Consider the following 17,260-nt stretch of genomic DNA (forward strand, 5'->3'; position numbering starts at 1 on the left):
CGGTGTGGGATGCCGAACCGTTGGCTCGCGGTGTGTGTGTTGTTACTTTACTTGGTGGCGAGGGGCCCGTCGCCGGGCACCCCCGCCTGTGGAGAGCACGCTGTGGAGCGTTACTCGCCCTTGGACTTCGCGACGATCTCCTCGGCGACGTTGGCCGGGACCTGGTTGTAGGTCTCGAACGTCATCGAGTAGACGGCACGGCCGGAGGTCTTCGACCGAAGGTCTCCGACGTAGCCGAACATCTCGGACAGCGGCACGCTCGCGCGGACCACCTTGACGCCGGAAGCGTCCTCCATCGCGGCGATGTTGCCACGACGCGAGCTCAGGTCGCCGATGACGTCGCCCATGTACTCCTCGGGCGTACGGACCTCGACGGCCATGATCGGCTCGAGGATGACCGGACCGGCCTTGCGGGCCGCTTCCTTGTAGGCCATCGAGCCGGCGATCTTGAACGCCATCTCGGACGAGTCGACGTCGTGCGACTGGCCGTCCTTGAGGATGGCCTTCACACCGACGGTCGGGTACCCGGCGAGGATGCCGACCTGCATGGCGTCCTGGATACCGGCGTCGACCGACGGGATGTACTCACGAGGCACGCGACCACCGGTGACGGCGTTCTCGAACTCGTAGACCTTCTCCGCCGTGACCTCCATCGGCTCGAGCGCGATCTGCACCTTCGCGAACTGACCGGAACCACCGGTCTGCTTCTTGTGGGTGTAGTCGTAGCGCTCGACGGTCTTGGTGAGGGTCTCGCGGTAGGCCACCTGCGGCTTGCCGACGTTCGCCTCGACCTTGAACTCGCGCTTCATGCGGTCGACCAGGATGTCGAGGTGGAGCTCGCCCATGCCCTTGATCGTGGTCTGACCGGTCTCGGCGTTGAGCTCGACGCGGAACGTCGGGTCCTCTTCGGCGAGCTTCTGGATGGCCGTGGAGAGCTTCTCCTGGTCAGCCTTGGTCTTCGGCTCGATCGCCACCTCGATGACGGGCTCCGGGAAGGTCATCGACTCGAGGACGACCTGGTCCTGCGGGTCGCACAGGGTGTCACCGGTGGTGGTGTCCTTGAGGCCGATGACCGCGTAGATGTGACCAGCGGTCACCGCGTCGACCGGGTTCTCCTTGTTGGAGTGCATCTGGAAGATCTTGCCGATGCGCTCCTTCTTGCCCTTGGTCGAGTTGACGACCTGTGCGCCGGACTCGATGTGGCCGGAGTACACGCGGACGTAGGTGAGACGACCGAAGAACGGGTGCACGGCGACCTTGAAGGCGAGCGCCGAGAAGGGCTCGGAGGCGTCCGGCTTGCGGATGATCTCCTTGTCCTCGTCCTTGACGTCGTGGCCGATCATCGGCGGGACGTCGAGCGGCGACGGCAGGTAGTCGATGACCGCGTCGAGCATCGGCTGGACGCCACGGTTCTTGAACGCGGAACCGCAGAGCACCGGGTAGAGCTCGCTGTTGACGGTGAGCTTGCGGATCGCAGCCTTGATCTCGGCCACCGAGAAGTCGGTGTCGCCCTCGAGGTAGCGCTCCATGAGCTCGTCGTCCGCCTCAGCCACGCGCTCGATGAGCTTCTCGCGGTACTCGGCGGCGCGGTCTGCCAGGTCGGCCGGGATCTCTTCGATCTCGTACTTGGCACCCATCTGGACGTCGCCCTTGGCGTCGCCGCGCCAGGTCAGCGCACGCATCTCGACCAGGTCGACGACGCCCTCGAAGGAGGACTCCGCACCGATCGGGAGCTGCAGCACCAGGGGCTCGGCGCCGAGGCGCTTCACGATGGTGTCGACGGTGAAGTAGAAGTCCGCACCGAGCTTGTCCATCTTGTTGACGAAGCAGATGCGCGGGACGTTGTACTTGTCCGCCTGACGCCACACGGTCTCGGACTGGGGCTCGACGCCCTCCTTGCCGTCGAAGACGGCGACGGCACCGTCGAGCACGCGGAGCGAGCGCTCCACCTCGACCGTGAAGTCCACGTGACCGGGGGTGTCGATGATGTTGATCTGGTTGTTGTCCCAGAAGCAGGTCGTCGCGGCCGACGTGATCGTGATGCCGCGTTCCTGCTCCTGCGCCATCCAGTCCATCGTGGCGGCGCCGTCGTGGACCTCACCGATCTTGTGCGTGATGCCCGTGTAGAACAGGATGCGCTCGGTGGTCGTGGTCTTGCCGGCGTCGATGTGCGCCATGATGCCGATGTTGCGGACCTTGTTCAGGTCGGTGAGCACGTCCTGTGCCACAGGGTTCCTCCGGAAGAGTTTGTAGGAGAGATGGCGTCCGTCCGGGCGCCGAGGTTCTTGACCGCCGACGCCCGGACAGTGCCTGGACTACCAGCGGTAGTGCGCGAAGGCCTTGTTCGACTCGGCCATCTTGTGGGTGTCCTCGCGACGCTTGACAGCGGCGCCGAGACCGTTGGACGCGTCGAGGATCTCGTTCATGAGACGCTCGGTCATCGTCTTCTCGCGGCGGGCCTTGGCGTACGAGGTCAGCCAGCGCAGGGCCAGCGTGTTCGCACGGTGCGGCTTGACCTCGACCGGGACCTGGTAGGTCGAGCCACCGACGCGGCGGCTGCGGACCTCGAGGGTCGGTCGGACGTTGTCGAGCGCCTTCTTCAGCGTGACGACGGCGTCCTGGCCGTTCTTGGACGAAACGCCTTCGAGTGCGTCGTACACGATGCGCTCGGCGAGGCCCTTCTTGCCGTCGAGCAGGATCTTGTTGACGAGCTGGCTGACGATCGGTGCGCCGTAGACCGGGTCTGCGACGACGGGACGCTTGGGGGCGGGACCCTTACGAGGCATTGGCTCAACCCTTCTTCGCGCCGTAGCGGCTACGAGCCTGCTTACGGTTCTTGACGGCCTGCGTGTCGAGCGCGCCGCGGATGATCTTGTAGCGCACGCCGGGGAGGTCCTTCACACGACCGCCGCGGACGAGCACCATCGAGTGCTCCTGCAGGTTGTGGCCCTCACCGGGGATGTAGGCCGTGACCTCGGTACCGTTCGAGAGCTTCACACGAGCGACCTTGCGCAGTGCCGAGTTCGGCTTCTTGGGGGTGGTGGTGTAGACGCGGGTGCACACACCACGCTGCTGGGGGTTCGCCTTGAGGGCCGGTGCCTTGGTCTTGACGACCTTCGGCGTACGACCCTTGCGAACCAGCTGCTGAATAGTAGGCAACTGTTCTCCTGGTTCTTCGCTCGTGTTCTCTGACCGACGCGGTCCGTCGGCATCCTCGCCCACGCGAACGACCGCCGTTCAGGCGGACGTGGATTCGGGGGGCGGACTGTCCGGAGCGGGTCGGAGACCCGCCGGACTTTTCAGGCGCGCCCATGGGCGCACACCCAGAAGAGGCTACCTGGGCGACCGGGGGAAATCAATCCGGGCGCGTCGTCACCGGGCCCGTGGGATCGGCCCGCAGCGAACACGACGGCGACCGCGGTCTCGGCCGAGCCGAGGCGAGCCCGCGATCGCCGCACCGACGACGTCGGCGGCGGGTCGGGCCTCCAGTCCGGTGCGGTGTCTCGGTGGTCAGGAACCGGTGTCCGACGACCCGTTCCCCACCGCCGACCGGAACGTCGCTCCGGCGTCCGAGAAGCCCGTGATGATGCCGGTGGCGTTCACGTTGATCGGACCGGCCGTGGCGCGGCCGCTCCCGGCCGGGCCCGTGAAGTCGGCCGTGAACGTCGCCGATCCGAGCGACGACGTCGTGACCATCCAGCCGTCCGACAGCCAGCCGTCGACCCGCACGGTCGGACGTGCGTCGAGCGTCCACTTCTGGTTGGTGTACGTGTTCGCCGGGTTCTCGCCGTAGGCGTAGAAGCTGCAGCCGTCCGGCGCGGTGGAGGTCGACGCGACGCAGCCGTCCACCCAGGCGTTCACCGCGTTGGTCGCCGCCGTCGTGCCGTCCGCCGTGAGCGTCGTCGTCATCGTGACCGGCGTGCTGTCGCCCGTGCGGAAGCCCTGCACCTCGGCGCGCTGCGTGTCGGCGGTGAACCACTTCCCGCCGTCGACGCCCACGTCGTACGAGCCCGGCAGCGCGCGGAGCGTGACGTCGCCGCCCTTGCCCGTCGTCACGCGCTGCCCCGCGACCGTGACGGTGGTGCCGGCCGGAGCCTGCACCACCACGTCGACCGCGCCGAGGTCTGGTGCCTCGAGCTCCCACTCCGGGAACACGCCCCAGTCGGTGCCCGTGCGCTCCAGGGTGAACGTCGCGGGGACCTGCCGCCCACCCTGCGTGAGGTAGGCGCCGACCGTCGCGGAGTCGTCAGTGGTCTCCGTCGCGGCGATGCGGTACCCGGTGATGCGGGACGTCGCCTTCGCGTAGGCGGCGTCGGTCAGCAGGACGTCGTCCTTCCCGTGCTCGATCCCGGCGTCACGCAGGGCGCGGTCGACCTTGCCGGCCTGCAGGTCGTCGAGGAACGCCTCCACCTGGTGCTCGGGCGCATGACTGCTCGTGCCGACGGCGTACCCGACGCCCCCGGCCACGGCGAGGAGCACCACCGCTGCTCCGCCGGCGACGAGCCCGACCAGGGCGCCGCGGCGCATGCGCCTGCGCCGACCCGATGCGGGGACGTGTGCGGGTGCGGCCTGCGGCGCCGGTGCTTCCCGCGTGCCGCTGATGTCGGCGACGTGCGGTACGGATCCCCAGCCCTCCGGCTGGGTCGTGCTCGGCTCCGTCTGCATGGATCCCCCGTGGTGTCACTGCCGCGCTCGTCCGTCGGCACGTGGGATCCTACCGGCGGTCGCCGTCGCTGAGGTGCTCGTCGCCGTCCCCAGGACCGGTCGTCCGGTACCGAGCCGCTCGCCACATGCCGCCCGTCAGCGGGACCGTGTCGTCTGGTGCCGAGCCGCCCAGATCCCACCGATCACGCAGAGCAGCGCGACGACGACCGACCCGACCACGAACGGCCCGAGGGCGTAGCCGGCCGGGAACACCAGCAGCTCGGTGACGTCCTGCCGGATCAGCGCGTAGCCGACCGACCCGACGCCGAGCATGACCAGGTACGCCGTCGCCGCCGCCACCAGCCCGGTGACGCCGGGGTTGCCGTCCGGGATCCCGAACGCCGTCGCGAGGAAGACGACCACCGCTCCGCCCACCACCATCGCCGGGCCGAGGTACGGAGTGGCGTCGGGCTGCGTGATGACCTCGACGTTCGCCAGGAGCGCCTCGAACCCACTCACGGCGATGACGAGCGCGATGAAGAGGACCGACGTCATCGTCGCCACCAACCACCGGGACATGGTGCGATCGTATCGCCGCCGGGCCCGCTGGTGCGGGTGGGTGCGCGTCCGGGCGGGTGCCGCTCGTCCGCGGCGAGTGCTCGTCCGCTGCGGACCGGGATCCGGACACAGCACCGTGGAGATCCGCGGCGCTGTGTCCGCTCCGCGGTTCCCGGAGGACGTCAGCGCGCCTGCTGCGCCTGCTGCTCCTGCGCATCGCGCTCGGCACGGCGCTGTTCCTGTGCCGCGCCGACGAGCGCGATCGCGATGGTCGCCGTGATGACGGGGACGCTCGCGGTGATCGGGGCCACCGGCTCGGGCGCCACGGACGCGCCGGTCGGGCGAGCCGCATCGGTCGTGTCCGCCGGGCGAGCCGCGTCGGCCCGGCGAGCCACGTCGGTCGTGCCCGTCCCGCCCGTCGCGTCGGCAACGCCGGCCTGGAGGCTCGGGGCGGGGTCCGGCACGTCGGTCCCGGTCGCGGTCGCCACCAGGACGGGCGCACCCGGATCCGCCTCGTGCTGGCGGAGCGCTGGCCCGACCACGGGCAGCACGGCGGTCGTCGCCAGCGGCTCCGGGGAGAGCTCGGCGGCCGTCTCGAGTCCTGCCCGCTCGGCACCCCGGCGCGCCTTCGCCATCCGCACCAGGACGACGACGGCGACGATCGCCCAGATGCCGTTGACGATCGTGGAGGGGACGGCCCCGTGAGCGGCGACGTTGACCGCCACGGCCAGACCGCCGACCAGGTTGAAGAGCTGGTACACCGGGCCGTTCGGGAGCTTGCCGGTCGAGAACAGGATGTATCCCGCCAAGACAGTTACTGCTCCGAACCAGCCGAGGAACTCCACGATTCCAGACAACACGCGCGACTCCGGGCACGACGAGGAACGACCGATTCGAGCTGGCCGTTCGAGAGGGTGGGACGAGCCGCGGGACACGGCATCGGGAGCATCGTAGGCACAGCGGGAGCCGCCACGGAAGTCGGCCCGGCGTGGCGGCGGGTCCCCCAGTTGGTGGGGGTGCTGGAGCGGTGGACCGTCAGCCCTTGGTCTGGGGAGCTCCGGCTTCGTCACTGAGCACGTAGACGTACCCGCTGAAGGTCCAGCTCGGGGTGGCCGCGGCCGAATCGGAGGAACCCGTCGATGCGCTGCCGTTCTCGGTCGCGGACGAGATGGAGTCGATGAGGTAGAGCCGTCCGTCCGACTGCATGCCCTTCACGAAGGCCAGCGCCTGCGAGAACGACCCGTTGACCGACACCGCCACGGGGATCACCGAGAAGTTCTGCGACGTGATCGCACTGTTCGTGGTGGCTCTGGGGACCGCGGGAGTGCTCGCGGTGGGGGACGCTGTCGGTTCCGACGTCGCCGACGGGCTCGGGCTCGGGGTACTGCCCCCCGTGGCCGCGGCGGCGGACCCCGTCGGGCTGGTCGCAGCCGGCGGTGAGTACGCCTGCGGATCACCGATCGTGACGGTCGCGACCGTCACGCCAGCGGCGTCGGCCGTCGAGTTCAACTCCGTCAGCAGTCCGGACGTGTTCGGTACCGACGGGACCGACGTGCGGAGCGCTGCGAGGGACGCCTGCATCTGCGGGAGGGACTTCGCCTGTTCCCGCAGCCGGTCGATCTCGGCACGGGTCGTGGCGTTGCTGCTCGCCGTGTCCGCGGTGTCGCTCCGGGCAACGGATGCGCGGGCGAGCTGCGGCTGCACGCCGAGGAAGTAGCCGCCCAGGACGACGACGACGGCTGCGACGCCCGCGATCAGGAGCATCATCCGGTTGCGGCTCATCACTTGCCCTTCAGGTCGTACTTGCCGTCGAACACGCGTTGGTCGAGGTGGATGGTCATGTCGACCGTGTACACGTTCGACGAGGTGTCGAGCGTCACGGCATTGGCGTTCGCATCGACGAAGCCGTTGATGCCCTTGACGGACTCGAGCCATGCCGGGACCGAAGGCAGTGTCCGGCTCTGGGCGTCGATGGTCAGCGTCGCGATCCGCTGCCCCTGCAACGGCCCGTCGGCTTGGGCGTACGCCTCGAGTGGGGATGCGGAGTCGACCTGGACACCGGCGATCGTCACCCCGGCGGGCAGCGAGTCCTGGACACCCTGCAACGTCGACTGCCAGTCGACCTCCGTCGACCCGCCCACGGCCTGCGCGGCGCGGAGCAGGTCGGACTGCGTCTCCACGCTGCGGACGTCGCGGTAGCGCTGCTGTTCGAGCAGGAGCGAGTCGGTCTGACCGCGCTCGGCAGCGAGGCGGTCCTCGGCTTGGACCGCCGCTGCGGAGGAGACGACCACGGCCATCCCGACCGCGACCGCGACGACGACGACTCCGAGCCATGCTCGCCGTACGACCGCGCGCTGCCGACGGTCGACGAGCACCTCGGTCGGCAGCAGGTCGACGCGGGGCACCCCGCCGAGGACGAGCGACTGTGCGGAGCGCCCCTGGCGCTTCGCGCGTTGTGCGCTCTCGGCCGCGACCTTCGCCGCCTGTGCGTCTGCACCGCGAGGACGAGAGGACCTGGACGACCGCTTCGGTTCGAGGACCTTCGTCATGCTGCTGCGCTCCCGGAGGCGAGCCCCCACGCGACGGCAGCGGCGAGGCCACGGTCGGCGAGGTGCTCCTTGGTGATGGAACGGGTGGTCGCCGCGTCAGCGAACGCGTCACCGGCGACGACGGGGAGGCGAGCCTGGTCCTGCAACGCCTGAGCGAAGCCCGGCAGCTGTGAGCCGCCGCCCGCGAGCACGATGCTCGACACCGTCGAACCGGGTCGGGTGCTCACGTAGTAGTTGACCGTGTTGCGGAGGCTGCTGAGCAGTTCACCGGTGACGTCACGGAGCTTCAGCGCGGCGCGCACGTCGTCCGGTGTCTGCGCTCTCGTCCCCAGTCCGACCCAGCGCTTCACGGCTTCCGCCTGGTCGGTCGGGATCTCGAGGGACGCTGCGAGCGACTTGGTCACCTCGTCGCCGCCCGTCGGCACGATGCGGACGAACTGCGGGACACCGTCATGAGCGATGACGACCGTGGTCGTGTTCGCACCGACCTCGACCAGGGCGTGGGTTCCGGGGAACCGGGACGACGGGAGGTACACCCGGGTCAGGGCGAACGGGATGAGGTCAACGGCCACGGGGTTGAGCCCGGCCAGCTGCACGGCGCGGACGTTCGCCAGGACCGCGTCCTTGACCGCGGCGATGAGCAGACCGTGCACGACTGGGCCCTCCGGAGCGTCGGACTCGGAGATCGGGTAGAAGTCGAGGATGGCGTCGCCGACCGGCACCGGGAGCATGTCCTGCACCTGGAACGGCAGGGACTCGCGGATCTGCGCGAGTGGAGCGCGGGGCACGGTGAGGTCGCGGGAGAGCACCCGCTGGTTCCCGATGCCGAGCACCACGTTCTTCGACCGGAACCTGCCGACGCGCCACAGCTCGCGGAGGCTGCCGGCGATGGTGTTCGGTTCGAGCACCTCACCCCGGCTCGTCGACAGCGGGGGCAGCGGGACCTCGGCGATGCGGGAGATCACCGGTTCCGGCTTGTCCGGGTTCGTCACCTCGACACCGCGGATGAACTCGCCACCGATGTCGATCCCGACCACGCTCTTCGCCATGGGATTCCTTTCGCCCTCAGGCCAGACCGATGATCCGGAGGTACTCGTCGAGTACCTCCGGACCGAAGAAGATGCCGACCCACGCACCCCCGAGCATCCAGGGGCCGAACGGGATCCCGCCGCCGCGCTTCGCACGTCCGATGGCGATGAGGCCGATCGCGAAGGTACCGCCGAGGACGAACGCCGCGAAAGCTCCCACTGCGAGGGGTCCCCATCCGAGGTACGCGAGCACGAAGCCGAGCACACCGGCGAGCTTCACGTCACCGAGGCCCATCCCCCCGGGCACGGCGAGCGCGAGCGCGAGGTACGCGCCACCGAGCACGACCAACCCGGCGGCACCGCGGAGCAACGCCCACCAGTCCCCCTCGAGCACGGCAGCTGCGCCGAGCAGGACGACGAGGACGGGGTACGCGGGCAGCACGATCGCGTTCGGCAGCCGACGGACGTCGAGGTCGATGAGTGCCAGGGACACCGAGACCGCGACGAAGTACAGCATCGCCACGAGCACGCAGGTCGACACCAGGGCGCTGCGTGCATCGGTCGACTGCAGGAGGGAGGGCCCGAACCGCGCCACCACGACCGTGAAGGCGGCACCCGTCGCGAGCTCCACCAGGGGGTACCGGGCCGAGATCGGTGTCGCGCAGTCCCGGCACCGGCCGCGGAGGACGAGCCACGACAGCACGGGGACGTTGTCGCGCGCACGGATCTCGTGTCCACATCGTGGGCAGGCACTCGCCGGCGAGACGACCGACAGACCCGCTGGGACGCGGTACACGACGACGTTGAGGAAGGACCCGACCGCCAGGCCGACCAACGCCGTGAAGCCGACGATCATGAGCGCCCCGGTCATCGTGGAGCGCCGCTCGCGTCGTAGGCCGACCTGACCTCGATCTGAGACGTCACCTTGTACGTCGTCACGACCGGCTGCGGGAAGAAGGGCGGGGTGTAACTCCCCAGGCTGCTGTCGTAGCCGTACGCCTTCAGGTACCCGTTCGAGCCCTGACCGACTGCGCCGCGGTAGCGCTGCGCGATCGCCCCGTTGACGGTCAGGGTGCCCCGCGCACCGCCGACCGAGTAGTTCTGCACCGTGAAGGTCCCCTGGTTCGACAGGATCGCGGCCTCGATCCTGCGGTCGGCGTCGAGGATCGGCGTGCTGCCGACCATCGGGTTCCAGACCATCACCGCCTCCTGCCCGACGAGCCCGAGCACCGTCGATGCCGCTCGGGGCGTCGCGTAGACCAGGTCGTCCGTGATGTAGACGTAGTTCTCAGCGACGAGGGACACCGACTGGTCGACCTTGCCCGACACGAAGAGGTCGCCGTTCCCGCACCCGTAGGCGGTGGCGTAGTCGAAGCTGCCGCCGCTGGCCTTCACGGGCTTGGACTCCGTGTAGTTCACGGTCGTCGTCCCGCCCCACCATGTCGTCTGCTTCATGGTCCCGGTGGCGGGGAACCCGAGCCCGTTGTCGACCGTGCTCGGGCTCTTCATGCACGCCGAGGTCGCGGTCTTCGCGGTGAACGCGTTCCAGTAGTAGTTCGGGTTGGTCGTCGCTCCGGTGCCAGCGGAAGCGGGCTCGTCCTGCACGTAGAGGAGGTCGTCGGCGAGGAGCTTCGTGCTGACCGTCGCTCCGGAACCCTGCAGGTCGGAGATCGAGCCGCACTTCGCGGGGGCGGACCCGTAGGGGGACGCCTTCTGCAGATTGGTGGCTATCGTCAGCGGGGAACGGATCTTCATGGTCCCGTTGCCGAGGAACGTGATCTGCGTGGGCCCGGTGTACAGGCAGCCGGTCCCCGGCTTGGTTCCCGTGATCGCACTGTTGTCGGAGTACATCCGGTCGAGTCCGGCGCTGATCGTGGACGGGGGCGTGTAGGAGCCGACGACCTCGGGTTGGTACCCCGTGTAGTAGGAGAAGTTCGGGGTCTTCTTCGGCGAGCACTTCTGGTCGCTCCATCCGATGGCCGACTGCACGGTGCTCTTGAACGTGCCACCACAGATGAGCATCATGTCGTTCGACCGGATCGGTCCGTTCAGGGAGTCACCGTCCTGGAACTGGATCCTCGTGCAGGCCGGCTTGCCGGTCGTCGGCGTCACGGTGTACGCGGCGTTCTGGTAGACGTTCGTGCAGCTCTCGCCGGTCACGTCCGGGTCGCCGGACTCGTAGTCGGTCCAGTACAGGTAGTTCGAGAACCCGTCCGGCTTGACGTTCGCGACCAGGGTCCGTGTGGTCGTACCGGCCCTGCCGGTGACCTGCACCCTGACGATGCCCTGCTGTCCGTAGATGCTGTTGTCCACCGCGTACCGGTACGACGTCGTCCCGGTGGCGCCCGTCGAGTCGGGCACAGCGACCCAGCTGTCGAACGCCGCGTTCCCACCCTTGCCGTTCACGAACCGGTCGCCGGAACTGAACGGAGCCGTCTCGTCGCCGTACTTCGTCGCGTAGGCGTTGTCACCGTTCACCCGCGACTGGTAGTCGGCGAGCCCGGCGTACGCCGCTGCCATCGCGTTCGCGTAGTCGCGGTCCGAGGTCGTCTTGGCCGCGCCTGACGAGGCGACGCCGACCAGCGTGGCCGCCAGGATCATCACGACCATCCCGATGCCGAGCACGGCTGCGAGGGCGATGCCACGGTCGTCGTCGTGGGACCGGATGAGGTGCAGGATGCGTCGCATGGTCAGGGTCCGAACTGCAGGTTGGGCATGCTCACGGTGCTCGTGAGCGTCACGTTGTCGGCGGCGGCGAGCCGCGTCAGGTCCTTCTCGCCGACCGTGACCGAGAACGTCACCGATCGCACGGCCTGGAGGTCCGCATCGCTCAGCCCGGCTGCCGTCGGCGTGAGCGGGTTGTTGCCGGCGTCCCGGTAGGTGAAGAGCGTCCCGGGGACGACGTTCGTCCCGAGGATGATGGTGGAGGTCGGGGTGTCGGAGAGCGCCGCGGTCGCCGACCGGGGGAAGTCGAAGTAGGTCTTCGTGGGATCGGTCGGCGTGCCCGACCACTTCGTCTCGGTGATCGTGCCCTTCGTCGGGTCGAGCGTGAACTGGACCTCGACGGGTTGCACCTCGACCGCGGAGTTCAGGTTGATGTAGGCGAAGAACCGGACGGACGTCGCGGACGCGTACTGGAAGGCGTACTGCGTGTCGGTGCCGCTCTGCACGGGGTTGTTCGAGGCGACCCGGAGCATGCGCTGCACCTCCCGCATGACGGTCGTGGACACCCGGGTGTTGGCGTCGACGCCGGTTCCCGTCGCGGAGGCCCTCGCGACCGAGACGAAGAAGGCGCCCGCCATCGCGAGGACGAGGACGCCGACGCTCATCGCGACCAGGAGCTCGGCGAGGGAGACACCGCGATCCTCTCGACGGATGCGGTGGAGGAGGCGGATCACGGGGTCGGCACCCGTCGTGGGTCGAGCATGGTCTTCCCGGGGGTGATCGTCACACCGTTCGCCGGTGTCGCGTTCGCAGTGCCGGGTGAGAAGGAGATCTGGATGATGCCGCCGAGGATCTTGAGCACCTTGCCGGACGAGAACGTGTACGTGCCGTACGGGAGCGCAACGGTCGGGTTCTTCGACACTCCGGTGAAGGTGTACGTGGTGGTCGTCGCGCACCCGGGATCGCCGGAGTTCGCAACGGGCGTCGTCGTCGTCGCGGTGAGCACGTTGTCGTTCGGGTCGGCGAGGGTCACCTGGACCGCCTGCACCGGCGCGTACGCCGTCACCGGGTCACCGGCGTTCGCCGGCGCGACCGCCGCGACGGGAGGCACGACCGCCGCACCGTTGGCCGGCCAGTTGACCGGGTCGGTGCTGAGACACTTCGACGGGCTGCCGGCGACCGCACGGTACCCATCGGTGAAGGGGAAGGCCTGTGTGGTGGTCGTCGTCAGCGGACCGATGTCGGTGGTCTTGCGGCGGAGGGTCACCGGTGCGCTCGTCGGCAGGGTCATCGCCGCGGTCGTGTTCGTGGGGTCCTGCCACTTCAGCGTGTAGGTCGACGCGCTGTCGTAGTTGAAGTTCGCCGCCGACGTCTGGTTGGCCCCGACGGTCACCGTCGCCGACGGGGCTGTGGTCTGCGTGCCGAGGGAGTTCGCGGAGGTGCCGTCGTCGATGTTGCCCGACTTCGTCAGGGTCACGTCGTACCGGCCCGGTTTGACGTTGAGGGCGTAGCTGCAGCCGGTGGCGTCCGTCTGCGGGACGGCCGAGGTGATGGCGGTTGCGCCGCTCGGGTTGCTCGCGTTCGGCGTGATGGAGACCGACACCCCCTGGTTGCCCGCTCCGTTCGCGGCACGCGTGACGGAGACGATGACGGTGCCGAGGTTCGCTGCCGTGACCGAGGTCGAGGGCGCGACCATGCTGTTCATGGCGATGGACTGCGTCGCCCCACGGCCGCTGGCGGTCCAGCTGACGGTCATCGACACCCGCTTGTACGCGAGCGGGCCGCCGCCGGCGCCGCAGGCGTTCCCGGTACCGGCGGTCGGGATCCACCGCGCCACCTGGGTGACCGTGTAGGTCATGTTCCCGATCGTCGTCTGTGACGTCTTGTCGACGACCCCGAAGAGGTTCGTGCTCGTCCGCGCCTGGTCGATCGCGTCCTGGGCCAGGCCGATCGCGACCTCCCGCGATCGCGACCCCTGCGCGAGGTACAGCGATCCCACGATCCCGGTCGCCACGCCCGCCGCGATCAACGCGAACACCGTCATGGCCACGAGCACCTCGACGATCGAGAAGCCCTCGTCGTGCTCTCGGGCATCGCGGAGGAGGGTCGTGATCCGCAGCATGGTCACCTCCGGTTCGTGGTCGTGGTCGTGGTCAGACGCCAGGGGCGGACCAGGACTCGGTCCGAGTCGCGATCCGCCCCTGGTCGGGTCGTGGTCAGCAGCCCCCGGCCTTGACCGCCCCGTCGGCGTTCACGTGGAAGGGATTCGACGCAGTGCTCGTCGCGTCGATGCAGAACGTCCCGGCGGTTGCGTTCGAGCTCCGCAGGGCGGGAGCGACGCCGGGCGCGTCGTACGTGTTCCCGCCGTAGCCGTTCAGACCGGTGAGGGTCCCGTTGGCCGGGAACGTGTTCGTCTGGGTGAAGTTCGCGACGAGGGCGGTCTTGGCGCTCTGCAGGTCGGACTTCGCGGCCGAGTCCTTCGCGTTGTTCTGCACGTTGAGGTAGACCGGGATGGCGATCGCCGCGAGGATGCCGATGATGATGACGACGACGAGGAGTTCGATGAGCGTGAAGCCCTTCTCCTCCTCGGCGAGGAGGCCCTTGCGGCGAGCTTCGAGCTTGCCCATGAGAGCGAAGTACATTGTGGTTTCCATTCTTTCAGGAATGTCGGGAGAGGGGAATTCGGGCGGTGCTCGCCGCCGATGGACAGCGTATTCGTGGCATTTTCCCGCGGTAATCCCGAGAACGGGGGTCACTGCGACACGAAATGCCCCCAGAACCGGGGTGGAAAACCCCACGGCGCACCCCCAGAACCGGGGCGCAGACGATCTCGACCACCCCTGTCCGGGTGCCGGAACAGTCGACGGGCGACTACTTGACCAGCGTGGCGATCTGGAAGATCGGCAGGTACAGCGCCACGATCATGCCGCCCACGACGACACCGAGGAACGCGATGAGCAGCGGTTCGATCAGCGACGTCAGGGCCTCGGTGGTCGATTCGACCTCGCTGTCGTAGAAATCAGAGATCTTCTCGAGCATGATCTCGAGCGATCCCGCATCCTCGCCGACGGAGACCATCTGCGAGACCATCTGCGGGAACACCGATTCTTTCTCCATCGGACCGGCTATCGATTCGCCTTTCCGAACCGATTCCGCAACCCGCCCGAGGGCCTTTTCGACGACGTGGTTGTTCGACACCTCTCCGGCGATCTGCAACGCCTGCAGAATGGGCACGCCGGCGCCGATCATGTCGGAGAGGTTCCGCGTGAACCGCGCGATGACGATCTTGCGGTTCAACTGCCCGAACACCGGCAGTCTGAGCAGGATCGGGTCCACGAAGGACCGCACCCGCTCGGTGTTCTTGTTCGCCCGCCACCAGAGCCACGACAGCACGGCTGCGACGACGAGGACCGGCCCGACGTACACCATCGCGTGTGAGGCGTACACGAGCAGCATCGTCGGGAGCGGCAGCTGCCCACCGAGCGAGGCGAACATCTTCTGGAAGATCGGGACGATGAAGATGAGCATGATCACCACGGCGACGAGCGACATGACGAGCACGACGACCGGGTAGGTCATCGCGGACTTGATGGTCGACCGGAGCTTGTGCTCCTTCTCGAAGTTCGTCGCGATGGAGTCCATCGCCTGGTCGAGGAACCCGCCGGTCTCACCCGCGCGGACCATGTTGATCATGATGGGCGGGAAGTCGACAGGGTGCTTCGCGACCGCGTCGGAGAACCCGACGCCGCGCTCGACGTCGTCGCGCACCCCACCCAGGATGCCCTTGAGCTTCTTGTTCTCGGTCTGGTCCGCGAGGATCGAGAGCGCCTTGAGGAGCGACAACCCCGACGCGAGCATCGTGGACGCCTGCCGCGACATGATCGCCAGGTCCTTGAGCCCCACACCCTTCTCGAACCCCGGGATCTTGATCTCGGTCTGCAGCCCCGTGCCGGCCTTCGCCTCGGTGATGGCGATCGGCGAGACCCCCATCGACCGCAGCCGCTGGACGACGGCGCCTTCGGACGCCGCGTCGAGCCGCCCCTTGACGAGCTTGCCGCCGCCGTCACGGCCCCGGTAGTCGAACGCGAGTGACATCAGTGGCCTCCGGAGAACTTGTCGCCGAAGTCGATCCCGCTGGCGGCGATGGCCGCGGCGGACGAGTCGGACGGGGACTCGACGCGCTGCACGAGACGGTCGAACCCGTCGAGGTCGTGGACCTTCTCCATCGCCGCACGCCGCGTGATCGTGCCGACGTTGACGAGCTCGGCGAGGTCCTGGTCCATGGTGTGCATGCCGGAGTCACGGCCGGCCTGCATGGCCGACGTGATCTGGTAGGTCTTGCCCTCGCGGATGAGGTTCCCGATCGCGGGCGTCGTGGTCATGATCTCGGTCGCGACGACCCGGCCGACGCCGCTGGCCTTCGGCACGAGGGTCTGGCAGACGACGCCTTCGAGCGTGGCGGCGAGCTGCGTGCGGATCTGCCCCTGCTGGTGCGGCGGGAAGACGTCGATGACACGGTCGATGGTGCCGGGGGCACTCTGCGTGTGCAGCGTCGCGAACACCAGGTGACCGGTCTCGGCCGCGGTGAGCGCGACGGAGATGGTCTCGAGGTCACGGAGCTCGCCGATGAGGATGACGTCGGGGTCCTGCCGCAGGACGTGCTTCAGCGCCTTCGCGAACGAATGGGTGTCCGCACCGACCTCGCGCTGGTTGATGATCGCCTTCTTGTGCTCGTGCATGAACTCGATCGGGTCCTCGACCGTCACGATGTGGTCGGCGCGGGTCTCGTTGACCAGGTCGATGAGCGCGGCGAGGGTGGTCGACTTGCCCGAACCGGTCGGACCGGTGACGAGGACGAGGCCGCGGGGCAGCTTGGCGAAGTCACCGACGTGCTGGGGGATGCCGAGCTGCTTGAGCGTCTTGATCTTCGTGGGGATGATGCGGAACGCCGCGCCCCAGTTGCCGCGCTGCTGGTAGTAGTTCACGCGGAAGCGGTACTCCGGCGACAGCGAGTACGCGAAGTCGAGCTCCTGCTCGTGGTCGAACTGCCCGGCCTGCTCGACGGACAACAGCGTCTTGAGCGCCGCGATGACCTTGTTCCGCGCCCACGGGCCGCCGGGCACCGCGGGGCGGAGCGAACCGTCCACGCGCACGGTCGGCGGGGCGTCCGCCGTGACGTGCAGGTCGGACGCACCCTGGTAGACGACCTGCGCGAGGGCGGTGATCAGGTCGGCGTCGGCGACCTCGCGGGCGTGCCGCGTGAAGCCGATCTCCGGAGCCGACGGGTCGACCGCCGGCGTTGCGTCTGCGGGGGGTGCCCACCCACCGACGGTCGGGAGGACGGTGGTGGCTGACTCGGTCACGCCGACGGCGGGGAGGACGGTGGTCGGCTCGGCTTGCACGACCGGCAGGGACCGGGTCGCCTGGTCGACGGCACCGTGGTCGACGGCACCGTGGTCGACGGCACGGTGGTCGACGGCACCCGGGCCGGCTGCATCCAGGTCGTACCCGTAGCTCGCAGTGGACGCGGGGACCGCAGCCGGCGGCGTCGCCGGCGCAGCGTAGGGCTGCGCCACGGGCACGGCGACGGGCGCTCCCGACGGCGCAGGCCACCCGGCGAGGTCGTCGGAGAGGTCGTAGACGGAGGCGGCTGGGGCCGGCGTCGCCGGGACGGTGACGGCCGGCTGCTGCCCGGTCTCCGCCAGCCGTGCCGCGCGCCGGGAGCCGACCTCGGCACCGGGTCGGCCGGGGTGCCAGCCGTCGATGGGCTCGTTGACGTCGGGGATGTCGTACACGGAGTCAGTCATGCTCGTGGCC

Annotated in this window: 16 protein-coding genes; all 16 read right to left on the bottom strand. The window is 68.8% G+C overall.

Annotation, left to right across the window (positions count from 1 at the left end; all coding sequences use genetic code 11):
• Positions 1 to 110 precede the first annotated feature (110 nt).
• The 16 genes from fusA to FS641_RS04750 all read right to left on the bottom strand — a co-directional run bounded on the left by fusA (position 111) and on the right by FS641_RS04750 (position 17,250).
• On the bottom strand, positions 111 to 2,228 hold the full coding sequence (fusA, locus tag FS641_RS04675; protein ID WP_144760631.1) for an elongation factor G: 2,118 nt from the start codon (positions 2,226 to 2,228) through the stop codon (positions 111 to 113).
• Between the two features lie 87 nt (positions 2,229 to 2,315).
• Positions 2,316 to 2,786 carry a 30S ribosomal protein S7 gene (rpsG, locus tag FS641_RS04680; protein ID WP_144760634.1) on the bottom strand — a complete coding sequence of 157 codons (471 nt, stop codon included), beginning with the start codon at positions 2,784 to 2,786 and terminating at the stop codon, positions 2,316 to 2,318.
• Between the two features lie 4 nt (positions 2,787 to 2,790).
• Positions 2,791 to 3,159, bottom strand: coding sequence for a 30S ribosomal protein S12 (rpsL, locus tag FS641_RS04685; RefSeq protein ID WP_058728453.1), 369 nt, complete (start codon positions 3,157 to 3,159; stop codon positions 2,791 to 2,793).
• Positions 3,160 to 3,510: 351 nt separating this feature from the next.
• A complete protein-coding gene (locus tag FS641_RS04690) occupies positions 3,511 to 4,665 on the bottom strand; it encodes a hypothetical protein (RefSeq protein WP_144760637.1) in 1,155 nt (384 codons plus the stop codon).
• A gap of 135 nt (positions 4,666 to 4,800) precedes the next feature.
• Positions 4,801 to 5,223 carry a DUF6121 family protein gene (locus tag FS641_RS04695; RefSeq protein WP_144760640.1) on the bottom strand — a complete coding sequence of 141 codons (423 nt, stop codon included), beginning with the start codon at positions 5,221 to 5,223 and terminating at the stop codon, positions 4,801 to 4,803.
• Between the two features lie 161 nt (positions 5,224 to 5,384).
• Positions 5,385 to 6,011: a hypothetical protein gene (locus FS641_RS04700; RefSeq protein ID WP_144760643.1), complete on the bottom strand. Its 627-nt coding sequence runs from the start codon at positions 6,009 to 6,011 to the stop codon at positions 5,385 to 5,387.
• A gap of 226 nt (positions 6,012 to 6,237) precedes the next feature.
• The gene (locus tag FS641_RS04705) at positions 6,238 to 6,984 is read right to left on the bottom strand and encodes a hypothetical protein (RefSeq protein WP_144760646.1); all 747 of its coding nucleotides are present in this window, start codon (positions 6,982 to 6,984) and stop codon (positions 6,238 to 6,240) included.
• Positions 6,984 to 7,751, bottom strand: coding sequence for a hypothetical protein (locus tag FS641_RS04710; RefSeq protein WP_144760649.1), 768 nt, complete (start codon positions 7,749 to 7,751; stop codon positions 6,984 to 6,986). The genes FS641_RS04705 and FS641_RS04710 overlap by 1 nt, the downstream gene beginning before the upstream one ends.
• Positions 7,748 to 8,800 (bottom strand): type IV pilus assembly protein PilM, encoded by a 1,053-nt coding sequence (gene pilM / locus FS641_RS04715; RefSeq protein WP_144760651.1) that lies wholly within the window; start codon positions 8,798 to 8,800, stop codon positions 7,748 to 7,750. Before pilM ends, FS641_RS04710 begins: the two co-directional genes overlap by 4 nt.
• Positions 8,801 to 8,816: 16 nt before the next feature.
• Complete coding sequence (locus tag FS641_RS04720) at positions 8,817 to 9,650, bottom strand: A24 family peptidase (protein ID WP_144760654.1); 834 nt, start codon at positions 9,648 to 9,650, stop codon at positions 8,817 to 8,819.
• A complete protein-coding gene (locus tag FS641_RS04725) occupies positions 9,647 to 11,467 on the bottom strand; it encodes a hypothetical protein (RefSeq protein ID WP_144760657.1) in 1,821 nt (606 codons plus the stop codon). The genes FS641_RS04720 and FS641_RS04725 overlap by 4 nt, the downstream gene beginning before the upstream one ends.
• A 2-nt stretch (positions 11,468 to 11,469) precedes the next feature.
• On the bottom strand, positions 11,470 to 12,177 hold the full coding sequence (locus FS641_RS04730; RefSeq protein WP_144760660.1) for a type II secretion system protein J: 708 nt from the start codon (positions 12,175 to 12,177) through the stop codon (positions 11,470 to 11,472).
• Positions 12,174 to 13,565, bottom strand: a complete 1,392-nt coding sequence (locus FS641_RS04735) for a prepilin-type N-terminal cleavage/methylation domain-containing protein (RefSeq protein WP_395879061.1) — start codon at positions 13,563 to 13,565, stop codon at positions 12,174 to 12,176. Before FS641_RS04735 ends, FS641_RS04730 begins: the two co-directional genes overlap by 4 nt.
• A gap of 94 nt (positions 13,566 to 13,659) precedes the next feature.
• Positions 13,660 to 14,085 carry a prepilin-type N-terminal cleavage/methylation domain-containing protein gene (locus tag FS641_RS18530; protein ID WP_313957792.1) on the bottom strand — a complete coding sequence of 142 codons (426 nt, stop codon included), beginning with the start codon at positions 14,083 to 14,085 and terminating at the stop codon, positions 13,660 to 13,662.
• 229 nt (positions 14,086 to 14,314) lie between these two features.
• Positions 14,315 to 15,538 carry a type II secretion system F family protein gene (locus FS641_RS04745; protein ID WP_144760665.1) on the bottom strand — a complete coding sequence of 408 codons (1,224 nt, stop codon included), beginning with the start codon at positions 15,536 to 15,538 and terminating at the stop codon, positions 14,315 to 14,317.
• Positions 15,538 to 17,250 carry a type IV pilus twitching motility protein PilT gene (locus FS641_RS04750; RefSeq protein WP_144760668.1) on the bottom strand — a complete coding sequence of 571 codons (1,713 nt, stop codon included), beginning with the start codon at positions 17,248 to 17,250 and terminating at the stop codon, positions 15,538 to 15,540. The genes FS641_RS04745 and FS641_RS04750 overlap by 1 nt, the downstream gene beginning before the upstream one ends.
• Positions 17,251 to 17,260: the final 10 nt, after the last annotated feature.

This window comes from Curtobacterium sp. 9128, assembly GCF_007673775.1.
Classification (GTDB): Bacteria; Actinomycetota; Actinomycetes; order Actinomycetales; family Microbacteriaceae; genus Curtobacterium.